We start from the raw sequence: 12,843 nt of genomic DNA, 5'->3' as shown, positions 1-12,843 counted from the left end.
TGTCCGACATGACGGACGTTCGCGGCGAGCTGCTGCAGCAGATCAAGGACAAGGCCGTGGTGCACGGCAAGGTGACCCTGTCGTCGGGCAAGGAAGCCGACTACTACGTCGACCTGCGCCGGATCACCCTGGACGGCGAGGCCGCGCCGCTGGTCGGTGAGGTCATGCTCGACCTGACCGCCGACCTGGAGTTCGAGGCGGTCGGCGGGCTCACCCTCGGCGCCGACCCGGTGGCCACGGCGATGCTGCACGCCTCCCACGCGCGCGGGAAGACGCTGGACGCTTTCGTGGTGCGCAAGGCGGGCAAGGCGCACGGCCTGCAGCGCCGCATCGAGGGCGCCGAGGTCAAGGGCCGCCGGGTGCTGGCCGTGGAGGACACCTCCACCACCGGCGGCTCGGTGCTGACCGCGGTCGAGGCGCTGCGCGAGGCCGGCGCGGAGGTCGTCGCCGTGGCGACCATCGTGGACCGGGCGACGGGCGCCGCGGAGGCCATCGCCGAGCAGGCCGGTGTGCCGTACCTCTTCGCCTATTCGAAGGACGACCTGGGGCTCGACTGAGCGGTTTTCCACAGGCTGGACAGGATGTCCGAAGCATCCCGCCGAGTCTGCAAAGATGGCCCCGACGACGACGTCATCCCCTAGGTCAGGGCCGTAATCGCAGAACGCCACCCGCACATACAAGGAGCGGACAGATGCCCATCGCAACCCCCGAGGTCTACAACGAGATGCTCGACCGGGCGAAGGCAGGCAAGTTCGCCTACCCGGCCATCAACGTGACCTCGACCCAGACCCTGCACGCGGCCCTGCGCGGTTTCGCTGAGGCGGAGAGCGACGGCATCGTCCAGATCTCGACGGGTGGCGCCGAGTTCCTGGGCGGCCAGTACAGCAAGGACATGGTCACCGGCGCGGTGGCGCTGGCCGAGTTCGCGCACATCGTCGCCGAGAAGTACCCGGTCAACATCGCCCTGCACACGGACCACTGCCCGAAGGACAAGCTCGACGGGTACGTACGTCCGCTGCTCGCGCTCTCCGAGAAGCGTGTCCAGGCCGGTCTGGGCCCGCTGTTCCAGTCGCACATGTGGGACGGCTCCGCCGAGACCCTCGCCGACAACCTCGACGTCGCGCAGGAGCTGCTGGAGCAGGCCCGCCGCGCGAAGATCATCCTCGAGGTCGAGATCACCCCGACCGGCGGCGAGGAGGACGGCGTCTCCCACGAGATCAACGACTCCCTGTACACCACGGTCGAGGACGCGATCCGCACCGCCGAGGCGCTGGGCCTCGGCGAGAAGGGCCGCTACCTGCTGGCCGCGTCCTTCGGCAACGTGCACGGCGTGTACAAGCCGGGCAACGTCGTGCTCCGCCCCGACCTGCTGAAGGAGCTGAACGACGGCGTCGCCGCCAAGTACGGCCAGCCGGCCGGCAGCAAGCCGTTCGACTTCGTCTTCCACGGCGGTTCCGGCTCCACCGAGCAGGAGATCCTCACCGCGCTGGAGAACGGCGTCGTGAAGATGAACCTGGACACGGACACCCAGTACGCCTTCACCCGTCCGGTCGCCGACCACATGTTCAAGAACTACGACGGCGTCCTGAAGGTCGACGGCGAGGTCGGCTCCAAGAAGACCTACGACCCGCGCACCTGGGGCAAGCTGGCCGAGGCGGGCATGGCCAAGCGTGTCGTCGAGGCCGCGCAGAACCTGCGGTCGGCGGGCAACAAGATCAAGTAACCGGTCGCGGTACTTCCCGGCGAGCCCGGCGTCTGTCTACGGCGCCGGGCTCGCTGTATACCTGGGGGCATGCCCGACGTCCGGATGGCCTCCCCGCAGGGCAAGTGGATCCTGCTCACCACGGTCCTCGGCTCCAGCATGGCCCTGCTGGACTCGACCGTCGTCAACGTGGCGCTCCCGACCATCGGCCGGGACCTCGACGCGAGCCTCGCCGCCCTCCAGTGGACGGTCAACGCGTACATGGTCACGCTGGCCGGGCTGATCCTGCTCGGCGGTTCGCTGGGGGACCGCTACGGCCGCCGGAAGATCTTCGTGCTCGGCGTGGTCTGGTTCGCCGCCGCGTCCCTGCTGTGCGGCCTCGCCCCGACCCCGGGCGTGCTGATCGCCGCCCGCGCCCTGCAGGGCATCGGCGGGGCGCTCCTCACCCCGGGCTCCCTCGCCCTGATCCAGGCGTCCTTCCATCCCGACGACCGGGGGAGGGCGATCGGCCTGTGGTCCGGTTTCGGCGGGATCGGGGCCGCCGTCGGCCCGTTCGTCGGCGGCTGGCTGGTGGCCGGCCCCGGCTGGCGCTGGGTGTTCCTGCTGAACGTGCCGCTGGCGCTGCTGTGCGCGCCGGTCGCCCTGCGGCACGTCCCGGAGTCCTCCGACGCCCGTGTGCACGGCCGTTTCGACGCGCTCGGCGCCGCGCTGGGCGCGCTGTCCCTGGCCCTGGTGACGTACGCGCTGATCGAGGCCCGCGGTGGCTCGCCGGCCGTCGCCCTCGCCGCGGTGGCGGGACTGCTGGCCGCCGGCGCCTTCGTGTACGTCGAGAAGCGCCGCCCCGACCCGATGCTGCCGCTGGACATCTTCGCCTCGCGGCAGTTCACGGCGGTCAACCTGGTGACCCTCTGCGTGTACGCGGCGTTCGGCGGTTTCTTCTTCCTCACCGCCCTCCAGCTCCAGGTCGTGGCCGGCTACTCGCCCCTGCAGGCCGGTGTCTCCCTGCTGCCGACGACCGCCCTGATGCTGCTGTTCTCGGCCCGCTCGGGCGCCCTGGCCGACCGGATCGGCCCCCGCCTGCCGCTCACCCTCGGCCCCCTGCTGTGCGCGGCGGCGATGCTGCTGATGCTGCGGGTGGGCCCGGACGCGAACTACGCGACGGACGTCCTCCCCGCCCTGCTGGTCATGGGCACCGGCATGGTCACCCTGGTCGCCCCCCTCACCGCCTCCGTCCTCGCCTCCGTGGACACCGCCCGGGCGGGCCTGGCCAGCGGCATCAACAACGCGGCGGCACGCGCGGCGGGCCTGATCGCGGTCGCCGCGCTGCCGCTGCTGGCCGGGATGGGCCCGGAGGCCTACCGCTCGGCTGCCGCCTTCGACGCGGCCTTCCGCCGGGCGATGCCGATCTGCGCGGGGGTCCTGGTCGCCGGGGCGGTACTGGCCTTCGCCTTCGTACGCCGTCCGCGCCCGGACTGCCGCCGCCCCGAGTGCCGGACGCACGGCAACGTGACGGCTCCGCCGCTGGAGCGCGGCGACCGCCGGGCGTAGCCAGGGCCGGCCCGCAGCGCTACCTCGGGGCGTGCACGGTCACCGCTTGAGCTCGGCGTACGCCTCCGCGCTGCTGTCCTGGAGGAACTGCCAGCACCGCTCCGTCTCGTCCTTCTCGTCGATCTCGCCGGCCGCGCGGGCGAGGGCGGCGAGGCAGCGCAGGAAACCGCGGTTGGCGCGGTGGCTCCACGGGATGGGGCCGTGGCCCTTCCAGCCGGCCCGGCGCAGGGCGTCCAGGCCCCGGTGGTAGCCGGTGCGGGCGTACGCGTACGACTCGACCACTCGCCCCGCCTCGAAGGCGTCCTCGGCGAGCATGGCCCAGGCGAGCGAGAACGTGGGGTGCTTCGCCGCGACCTCGGCCGGGGACCGGGACTCCTCGCCCAGCAGGCGGTACGCCTCTTCGTTCTCCGGCAGGTACGTCGGCTCGGGGCCGCCGAGGAGGTTGTTGTGAGTCGTCATGGGGCCAGTCTGCCACTTGTGTCCACGGCCCACGGCAGCACGACGGGGCCCTGCGGGGTGGGCCCTGCGAGGTCTGAAGAGCCCAGGCCTCGTGGTCCCCTCGTGGTTCCCCCCCCCGCGGTCCCTCAGGGACCATCCTCCCCCGCGTCGCCGGTCGACGCAGCCTGAGAGGCCCCGGCCGCCTCGTCACCCAGGGCGCAGAACGGTGAGGCGCGGCTGCCGAGTTCCGGAAGCCGGCTTCGAGATGCGGTCACCGGTGCCTGCTGGATACGCTCGCTGAGTGGCCGGACGACGACGGCCCGAGGCCGTTGCGCAGCAGCCGCACCACCCCCCCCAAGACCCGGACACCCTCAGGAAAACGAGCACTTCCGCAATCCAGACCTCTGCACTGTTCACGCCTCCACGGGAGGAAGGTTGCGATGAGGTTCACCCGCATGCGTACAGCAAACGCCACCGCGGCAGTTGTGGTCGCCGTCCCGCTCGCGCTCGGAGGTCTGGCGTCGCAGAGCCGGCCACAGGCCCCGTCTCCCAGCCCGTCGGGGACGTTCGGTTCCGGCTGCTCGGCGCTCTCCCAGAAGCTCGACACGGCCAAGGACAAGGTCTCGGAGGCCGCGGCCGCGTACCCCCAGCTCAGCCAGCTGGTCTCGGCCACGGTCAGGGCGAAACTGACCGACACCCTCGACGGGAAGCCGGACATCACCCTCTTCGCTCCGAACGAGCAGGCGTTCAAGAACGTGACCGCGTCGCAGCTCGCCTCGCTGCTGAGCAATCAGGGCGAGCTGAAGAAGGTGCTGACCTACCACGTCGTGGACAAGCAGATCACCCCCAACGAACTCTCCAACGGCTCCTTCACGACGGTCGAAGGCAGCAAGCTGACCACCTCCGGCTCGGGCACCGACTTCAAGGTCAACGGCAAGGCGAACATCGTCTGCGGCAACATCAAGGCCGCGAACGCCACCATCTACGTCATCGACTCGGTCCTCCAGCCCCCGTCCTGACTCCGGAACGGGACTGGACTGCCTGGTGTGGCCCGTCTGGCAGCAGACGGGCCTTGCCGTACCCGGGGGAATTACGGAGGATGCGGAGAGGGGACCGGGGCCCCCGTGCCGGCATCGGCAGGGGCGGACCGCTACCCGGAGCAACAACAGGAGACAGCGATGTCCCAACAGGCTCGCCCGACCTCTCAGCCCCCCGAGGCCCATGAGCCCGAGACCCCGCATCTCGACTTCGCCGGCACGACGCCGTACGAGGACTACGTCAAGGCGGACGTGCTCACCCACCTCCAGCACACCCTCTCCGACGACCCCGGGGAAATGGTCTTCCTGGTCACCACCCAGGTGATGGAGCTGTGGTTCACCGTCATCGTCCACGAGTGGGAGACCGCGGCGAACGCCCTGCGCTCGGACGACGTGCCGACCGCCGTGGCCGCGCTGAAGCGTTCCGTCCGCGAACTGGAGGCCCTCAACGCCTCCTGGAAGCCGCTCGGCCAGCTGACCCCCGCACAGTTCAACTCCTACCGCTCCGCGCTCGGCGAGGGCTCCGGATTCCAGTCGGCGATGTACCGCCGCATGGAGTTCCTGCTCGGTGAGAAGTCCGCGTCGATGCTCGTCCCGCACCGGGGCGCGCCGCGTGTGCACGCGGAACTGGAGAAGGCCCTGCACGAGCCGAGCCTCTACGACGAGGTGCTGCGGCTGCTGGCCCGCCGCGGCCACGCGATCCCCGCCGACATCCTGAGCCGTGACGTATCCCAGCGCCACGAGCCCTCGGACGCCGTCGAGTCGGTCTGGACGTCGATCTACTCCGGCGACCAGGACGCCGAACTCGCCCGCCTGGGCGAGGCGTTGACCGACGTCGCCGAACTGGTCTGGCGCTGGCGCAACGACCACCTGGTCGCCACCCGCCGCGCGATGGGCGCCAAGCCCGGCACCGGCGGCTCGGCGGGCGTGGCCTGGCTGGAGAAGCGCGCCCGGAACAACGTCTTCCCCGAGCTGTGGACGGCGAGGTCCCATGTCTGAGCTCGCGGTACGCGCGCGGAAGCTGGACGGCGCGGACGAACTGGCGCCGCTGCGGGACCGGTTCGTCCTGGACACTGTGTCCGATCAGGCGGCTGACGCCGCGGGCGCGTACCTGGACGGCAACTCGCTGGGCGCCCTCCCCGCGAACGTCCCCGACCGGGTCGCCGACGTGATCCGCCGCCAGTGGGGCGAACTGCGCATCCGCTCCTGGGAGGAGAGCGGCTGGTGGACGGCGCCCGAGCGGATCGGCGACCGCATCGCGCCGCTCGTCGGTGCCGCGCCGGGCCAGATCGTGGTCGGCGACTCCACGAGCGTCAACGTCTTCAAGGCGCTCGTGGCGGCGGTACGCATGGCGGACGGGGACCGCGACGAGATCCTCGTCGACGCCACGACCTTCCCGACGGACGGCTACATCGCCGAGTCGGCGGCCCGGCTGACCGGCCGCACGCTGCGTCCGGTGACCCCGGCCGAGGTACCGGACGCGCTCGGCGGCCGTACGGCGGCGGTCCTCCTCAACCACGTCGACTACCGCACGGGCCGCCTGCACGACCTGCCCTCCCTGACGGCGGCGATCCACGCGTGCGGCGCCCTCGCGGTCTGGGACCTGTGCCACAGCGCGGGCGCGCTGGAGGTGGGCCTGGACGAGCACGGGGTGGACCTGGCGGTCGGCTGCACCTACAAGTACCTGAACGGCGGCCCGGGTTCACCCGCGTACCTGTACGTCCGTGAGGACCTCCAGCCGCGCTTCGACTCCCCCCTGCCCGGCTGGAACTCGCACGCCGAGCCGTTCGGCATGCGGCCCTCCTACGAACCGGCGCCGGGCGCCCTGCGCGGCCGCGTCGGCACCCCGGACATCCTCTCCATGCTGGCCCTGGAAGCGGCGCTGGAGGTCTGGGAGGACGTGTCGGTGCCGGCCGTACGGGCCAAGTCCCTGGCGCTGACCGACTTCTTCCTGGAGTGCGTGGAGCGGTACGTCCCGGCGGGCCGCGTCGAGTCCCTCACCCCGGTACGTCACCAGGAGCGCGGCAGCCAGATCGCGCTGCGCTGCGACGACGCGGGAAAGGTGATGCGCCGCCTGATCGAACGAGGCGTCGTGGGCGACTTCCGCCGCCCCGACGTCCTCCGCTTCGGCTTCACCCCCCTGTACGTGCGCTTCACGGACGTCGAGCGCGCGGCCCGGGTGCTGGGGGAGACGGTCAGGGGGTGAGGATTCCCGCCGGGGCGTCTCAGCGCCGGTAGGCGTCACTCAGCCCGTCCGGCGTTTGAGGACGAGGCCGTTCAGGCCGAAGGGGGGTCTGGGGGCGCAGCCCCCAGGGGCGCGGGGGCAGAGCCCCCGGCGGGGTTCAGGGGGCGCAGCCCTGGCGGGGTCGAAGGGGCGCAGCCCCTGGGGACGGGAACGGGTAGGGGCGGCGGGGGCGAAAACCTCGGGCCCCGACCACTCCGCCGCCCCCCCCACCGCCCACCGGACCCACCCCCGCCGAACCGTTTATCCTCACCGAGAGTGACATACCACGTCACCGGCCTGGTACCGTCCCGGCCAACGGCCGATTCCCACCTGGTCCCAAACCCATTACACCGCTGAGAGGTTGGAGCATGCCGGACGACGCAGCATCCCGCGCCGCCGCCGAGGAGGAGTCGGCCTTCTCGCACCCGTCCGTGGAGCCCGAAGCCACCCGTGCCTACGGTGAGCACACCGACCAGGTGATCGACTTCTACGCACCACAGGGCGAGAGCGGACCCGCCCCCCTGGTCGTCGTCCTGCACGGCGGCGCCTGGCGTGCCCCCTACGACCGCCGCCACATCACCCCGTTCGCCGGCTTCCTGGCCCGCAGGGGCTTCGCCGTCGCCAACGTCGAGTACCGCCGCGGCGGTGCGGCACCGGGGCAGGGGCAGGGCGCGGACGACCCGGTCGCGGGGCGCTGGCCGGACACCTTCGACGACGTGGCGGCGGCCATGGACGCGCTGCCGGCCCTCGTCCGCGAGGTGCTTCCCCAGGCCGACGTGCGCCGAACGGTGCTCACCGGCCACTCCGCGGGCGGCCATCTGGCGCTGTGGGCGGCGGCCCGCCATGTGCTGCCGGCCGGCTCCCCCTGGCGCACGGACGGCCCCGCCCCCCTGCGTGGGGTGGTGGCCCTCGCCCCGATCGCGGACTTCGAGGTCGCCGCGAAACTGGAGGTCTGCGGCAACGCGGCGGTCCAACTCCTCGGCGGCGAGGAGAACTTCACCGAGCGTCGCCCGTACGCCGACCCCGCGCTCCTCCTGCCCACCGGCATCGCCACCACCCTCGTCCAGGGCCGCGCGGACATCGACGTTCCGGAGGCGGTCGCCGAGTCGTACGCGGAGGCGGCGGCGAAGGCGGGCGAGATGGTGGGCCTGACGCTCCTGGAGGGCGTCGGCCACTTCCCGCTGATCGATCCGGCCGCGGACGCGTGCGCGGTGGTGGCGGAGGAGATCGCGCAACTGGCGTGGTGAGAGACCGGTGGCGAGAGCAGCGGTGGGACGGTACCGCTGGTGAGAGCACTGCTGGGACGGTACCGCCGGTGACGCCCGCTCAGGCGCCCCGGTACCGCCGGGCGATGCGCCGCGGGCGCCCGGGCCGGCCCTCGGGGGCGGCACCCGGGCATACGCCGGGGGCGGCACCCTGACGTAGCCCCGTGGTGGCACCCGGCCATACCCGTAGTACCTGAGAGCTACCTCCGAGAACAGCTCCCGAGCGTGACGCAGGCGACGGGCCCCGCTCCGTAACTTCCCCTCCAGACCAGCCCGATGGCCGGGCGGCAGGGGAGGGGAGGCCGGCATGGAGCTGGTACGGACGGCACGCGATCGCGACGGGAGACGGCGCCGCGGACCCAGGTGGCTGCGCGCCCTCCTGGCCACCTCGATCACCGCCGCCATCGTGGTCCCCCTCTCCGCCGCCGCGCACCCGGAGATCCCCGCCCCGGCACCCGCCGCTCTCGGCCACGTGACGGCAGCCACCCTGGGCGACGCCTACACCGCCAACCGCGCCAACGCCGCGCAAGCGTCCCGGATGGCCGCCGCCCACGGCGACCGGCACCGGGCGGCGGCGGACCGCGAGCTCGCCGCCCCGTCCCGTCACCTGCTCGCCTTCGACGGCCGGGGCGCGGGCCTCGCCACGGAGGTGTTCGGCGACCTCGCCCACGCGGACCGGGTGGCCGTCGTGGTCCCCGGCTCCGACACCTCCCTCGACACCTACGCCCGCTTCCACGCGGCCGGCTCCGCCCTGTACCGCGAACTCACCCGGCACGCCCCGTCCGGCACCCGTACCGCCGTCGTCGCCTGGCTCGGCTACCGCACGCCCGGCACGGTCAGCACGACCGTCCTCACCGCGGGCCGCGCCGAGCAGGCGGCCCCGCACCTCAGGGACATGGTGGGCGAGCTGCGCCGCGTCACCGGCCCGCACACCCGCCTCACCCTGGTCTGCCATTCGTACGGCTCGGTGGTCTGCGGCCGCGCCGCCGCGGGCCTGGCGGTGGCCGACATCGCCCTCATAGGCAGCCCCGGCACGGGCGCCGGCACGGTCGCCGCCCTGCGCACTCCCGCCCGGGTCTGGGCGGCCCGCGGCAGCGAGGACTGGGTGGGCGAGGTGCCGCATGTCAGGGCCGACCTGGCCGTCGCCACCGTCGGTTTCGGCACCGACCCGGTCTCCCCGGCCTTCGGCGCCCGCGTCTTCGATGCCGCCGACGCGAAGCACAGCGGCTACTTCACCCCGGGCTCCACCGCCCTCACCAACCTGGCCCGGATCGTCCTGGGCGAGACCTCGGAGGTGTCCGGTGCCTGAACCGACCACCCGCGCACCGTTCCTGCGGGGCATACGGCAGGCCGCCGGCCGCGTGGACGCCGCCACCCCCGCCTCCCGGGACCGCGCGGTCGACGCCCTGCGCGCCTTCGCGATCCTCGGCGTGGTCCTGGGCCACTGGCTGGTCACCGCCCTCGTCGTGGACGACGGCACGCTGCACACGGCGAGCCCGCTCCAGCACATGCCCTGGCTGGCCCCGGTCTCCTGGGTGTTCCAGACCCTCGCGGTCTTCTTCCTGGTGGGCGGCCACGTGGCGACCCAGGGGTATGCCTCCGCCCGCTCCCGGGGCACGTCGTACGGCGCGTGGCTGCGCGGCCGGCTGTCCCGGCTGTTCCGGCCCGTCGCCGCCGTCCTCACCCTGTGGACGGTGGTGGCGACCGCCCTGCTCGTCTCCGGCGTCCCGTACGACACGGTCCACACCCTGGTCAAGCTGGCCCTGTCACCGATGTGGTTCCTGCTGGTGTTCGCGGCGCTGACGGCGGCGACCCCGTTGGTCGGCCGGCTCAACCCCTTGTGGCCGCTGGCCGTCGTCCTCCATGTGGACATTCTCCGATTCGGCCTCGGCGTGGCCCCGTCCTGGCTCGGCTGGGTGAACCTGGCGGCGGGCTGGCTGGTGCCCTACACCCTGGGCGCGGCCTGGACCCGGGGCGAGCTGGAGGGCCGCCGGGCGGGCTGGGTGCTGCTCCTCGGCGGCGCGGCCGCCACCGCGGCACTGGTCGCCTGGGCGGGTTACCCGGCCTCGATGGTCGGCGTCCCCGGGACGGCCGTCTCCAACCTGGACCCGCCGACCCTGGCGGCCGTGACCTTCGGCCTCGCCCAGTGCGGGCTGGCCCTGCTGCTGCGCGACCGGCTGCGCGGCGCGCTGCGCCGTCCCCTGGCCTGGGCGGCGGTGGCCCTGGTGAACCTCTCCGCGATGACGATCTACCTCTGGCACCAGACGGCCATGATGGCCACCACGGCCACCGCCCTCCCGGCCGGCCGCCTGCCGGGCCTGCACACCCTGCCCGACGACCTCGGCTGGGTGGCGTCCCGTCTGACCTGGCTCCCGGTGTTCGCCTTGGCCCTCGCCGTCTGCTGGACGGCATTCCGCTGCTACGAGCAGCCCCGCGGCCGGCGTTCACACGTGGTCCGGTCGCACCGGCCGTCCCCCGGAAGAGCGGTGGTGGCGAAGCGTCATGTCTAGGGTGGGGCCCGTGACGGAACCGGGGACGCGGCGTGTGCTCACCGGCACAGTCCTGCGCTGGCTGCGGGTGCTGCGTGACGACCTGTGGACCACCAGGGCGGATCCGCTGCCCCCGTCCGTATGGATGCGTCGGCTGCCGCACGGCGTGCTGTGCCTCGCTGCGTTCGGCATCACCCTCGGCGGTGCCGCCCAGCTCGCGAACAACGGGAACCTCTACTCCGGGTACGCCTTGCTGATCGCCCTCGCACAGGGCGGCTCGGTGGTCCTCGCCCTGCGGCGGCCCATACCGGCGTGGTGGCTGTCCATGGCGGCCACCGTGGTGGGGGCCGTCGCGGTGCACGGCTGGCTGCCCGTGGAGGCCGGTACCCAAAGGTTCACCTGGCCCTGGACCGTGGCCGGGATCATCGCCCACCTGCTCGTGCTGCTGCTGCTCGCGCTGCGGGTGCGCACCAGGGTGTCCGCGGAGGCGCTGGGCCTGACCGTACTGGTCACCTACCTCCTCGAAGGGCTGTGGGGCGGGGCGAACTACCAGCCCACCGGGATGGTCGCGACCGTCCTGTCAGCGGTCGTCGTGGTGCTCGGCATGGCGTTGCGCGGCCGCCGTGAAGCACGCGCGGAACTCGGCCGGCAGACCACGCTCACCGCGGAGGAGCGGGCGCGGCGCACACTCCTGGAGGAGCGCAGCCGCATCGCCCGCGAACTGCACGACGTGGTCGCCCACCACATGTCCGTCATCTCCATCCAGGCCCAGGTCGCCCCGCACCTGGTGGAGGACCCGCCCGAGGAACTCAGGGAGAACCTCGCGGGTATCCGCGAGAACGCGCTGGAGGCACTGACGGAGCTGCGCCGGGTGCTCGGCGTGCTGCGCTCCGAACACCCCGAAACCGGCGACCTGCTCGACGGTCCGGCCACCGGCACCGCCCCGCACGCCCCGCAGCCCGGCCTGGACCGGCTGGAGGCGCTCGTGGAGAACACCCGGGCCGCGGGTCTCACCGTGGACCTCGACATCAAGGGGGAGCGGCGACCGCTGCCGCCGGGCGTCGAGCTGTCCGCGTACCGGATAGTCCAGGAGGCGCTGAGCAACGTGCTCCGGCACGCACCCGGCGCCACCGCCCGCGTCGAACTCCGTTACACCTACGGGCTGATCGTGGAGATCGTCAACTCACCGCCGACGCGGCCCGCACCACCGTCGCCGGGCGTCGGGCACGGGCTGCTCGGCATGCGGGAGCGGGTCGCGATGCTCGACGGCTCGCTGACGGCACACTCCCTGCCGGACGGAGGCTACAAGGTGATGGCGTATCTCCCTCTCTCCGCGGGCGACGTCGCCCCGGGCTTCGTCACCGACCCGAAGGACGGCACCGTATGACGAGCAGTCCCATCCGCGTCCTCATCGCCGACGACCAGCAGATGGTCCGGCAGGGCTTCACCGTGCTGCTCAACACCCGGCCGGACATCGACGTGGTCGGCCAGGCGGTGGACGGCCTGGACGCGATCGGCAAGGCCGCCGAACTGACTCCGGACGTCGTCCTGATGGACATCCGCATGCCCGAACTGGGCGGCATCGAGGCCACCCGCCGCATCACCGCCGAGTACCCGGGCATGAGGGTGCTCGTCCTCACCACCTTCGACCTGGACGAGTACGTGTACGACGCACTGCGCGCGGGCGCGTCCGGCTTCCTGCTGAAGGACGCCTCCGCGGACCAGCTCGCCGAGGCGGTCCGGGTGGTGGCCGCGGGCGACGCGCTGCTCGCCCCGGGGATCACCCGTCGGCTGATCGCCGAGTTCTCCCGCCTGGACGGCAGCCGCCGGGCACCGCTGAAGCAACGCGTCGGTGACCTCACGGAACGGGAGACGGAGGTGCTCGCCCTGATCGCCGAGGGTCTGTCGAACGCGGAGATCGCCGAACGGCTCGTCGTCGCGGAACAGACCGTGAAGACCCACGTGGGCCGCATCCTGGTGAAACTCGGCCTGCGCGACCGCACCCAGGCGGCCGTGTTCGCCTACGAGTCGGGCCTGGTCCGTCCGGGCGGCCGCTGAGGCATCCGACCGGCGACGGGGGCCCATGGCAACCCGTAGTACCTGAGGGGGACCCCGAAGGACCCCTCTCACTGGTGACGCC

General features: G+C 72.7%; 12 protein-coding genes. 11 read left to right on the top strand and 1 reads right to left on the bottom strand.

What is annotated here, in order from left to right; translation table 11 throughout:
- The first annotated feature begins 8 nt into the window (after positions 1-8).
- From pyrE to ACFYZQ_RS09510, 3 genes are all read left to right on the top strand, one after another.
- Entirely contained in the window at positions 9-557 is a 549-nt protein-coding gene (gene pyrE / locus ACFYZQ_RS09520; protein ID WP_389143794.1) for an orotate phosphoribosyltransferase, read from the top strand.
- Between the two features lie 134 nt (positions 558-691).
- Positions 692-1,723, top strand: coding sequence for a class II fructose-bisphosphate aldolase (fbaA, locus tag ACFYZQ_RS09515; protein ID WP_389143793.1), 1,032 nt, complete (start codon positions 692-694; stop codon positions 1,721-1,723).
- 69 nt (positions 1,724-1,792) lie between these two features.
- Positions 1,793-3,250 carry an MFS transporter gene (locus ACFYZQ_RS09510; RefSeq protein ID WP_389143791.1) on the top strand — a complete coding sequence of 486 codons (1,458 nt, stop codon included), beginning with the start codon at positions 1,793-1,795 and terminating at the stop codon, positions 3,248-3,250.
- Between the two features lie 39 nt (positions 3,251-3,289).
- Here ACFYZQ_RS09510 and ACFYZQ_RS09505 read toward each other — a convergent pair whose 3' ends face one another.
- Positions 3,290-3,709 carry a DUF3151 domain-containing protein gene (locus ACFYZQ_RS09505; RefSeq protein ID WP_389143789.1) on the bottom strand — a complete coding sequence of 140 codons (420 nt, stop codon included), beginning with the start codon at positions 3,707-3,709 and terminating at the stop codon, positions 3,290-3,292.
- 434 nt (positions 3,710-4,143) lie between these two features.
- Between ACFYZQ_RS09505 and ACFYZQ_RS09500 the strand changes: the two genes are divergently transcribed.
- The 8 genes from ACFYZQ_RS09500 (at position 4,144) to ACFYZQ_RS09465 (ending at position 12,761) form a co-directional block, all read left to right on the top strand.
- A complete protein-coding gene (locus ACFYZQ_RS09500; protein ID WP_389143787.1) occupies positions 4,144-4,707 on the top strand; it encodes a fasciclin domain-containing protein in 564 nt (187 codons plus the stop codon).
- Positions 4,708-4,866: 159 nt separating this feature from the next.
- Entirely contained in the window at positions 4,867-5,724 is an 858-nt protein-coding gene (locus ACFYZQ_RS09495; RefSeq protein WP_389143785.1) for a tryptophan 2,3-dioxygenase family protein, read from the top strand.
- A complete protein-coding gene (kynU, locus tag ACFYZQ_RS09490; RefSeq protein WP_389143782.1) occupies positions 5,717-6,931 on the top strand; it encodes a kynureninase in 1,215 nt (404 codons plus the stop codon). The genes ACFYZQ_RS09495 and kynU overlap by 8 nt, the downstream gene beginning before the upstream one ends.
- Before the next feature lie 386 nt (positions 6,932-7,317).
- On the top strand, positions 7,318-8,196 hold the full coding sequence (locus tag ACFYZQ_RS09485; protein WP_389143779.1) for an alpha/beta hydrolase: 879 nt from the start codon (positions 7,318-7,320) through the stop codon (positions 8,194-8,196).
- Between the two features lie 325 nt (positions 8,197-8,521).
- Positions 8,522-9,523, top strand: coding sequence for an alpha/beta hydrolase (locus ACFYZQ_RS09480; RefSeq protein ID WP_389143776.1), 1,002 nt, complete (start codon positions 8,522-8,524; stop codon positions 9,521-9,523).
- The gene (locus tag ACFYZQ_RS09475; protein WP_389143774.1) at positions 9,516-10,724 is read left to right on the top strand and encodes an acyltransferase; all 1,209 of its coding nucleotides are present in this window, start codon (positions 9,516-9,518) and stop codon (positions 10,722-10,724) included. Before ACFYZQ_RS09480 ends, ACFYZQ_RS09475 begins: the two co-directional genes overlap by 8 nt.
- Positions 10,717-12,090 (top strand): sensor histidine kinase, encoded by a 1,374-nt coding sequence (locus ACFYZQ_RS09470; protein WP_389143771.1) that lies wholly within the window; start codon positions 10,717-10,719, stop codon positions 12,088-12,090. The genes ACFYZQ_RS09475 and ACFYZQ_RS09470 overlap by 8 nt, the downstream gene beginning before the upstream one ends.
- Positions 12,087-12,761: a response regulator gene (locus tag ACFYZQ_RS09465; protein WP_389143768.1), complete on the top strand. Its 675-nt coding sequence runs from the start codon at positions 12,087-12,089 to the stop codon at positions 12,759-12,761. Before ACFYZQ_RS09470 ends, ACFYZQ_RS09465 begins: the two co-directional genes overlap by 4 nt.
- Positions 12,762-12,843: the final 82 nt, after the last annotated feature.

This window comes from Streptomyces sp. NPDC001843 (assembly GCF_042891955.1).
Taxonomy (GTDB): Bacteria; Actinomycetota; Actinomycetes; order Streptomycetales; family Streptomycetaceae; genus Streptomyces.
This window is presented reverse-complemented; position numbering and strand designations above follow the sequence as displayed.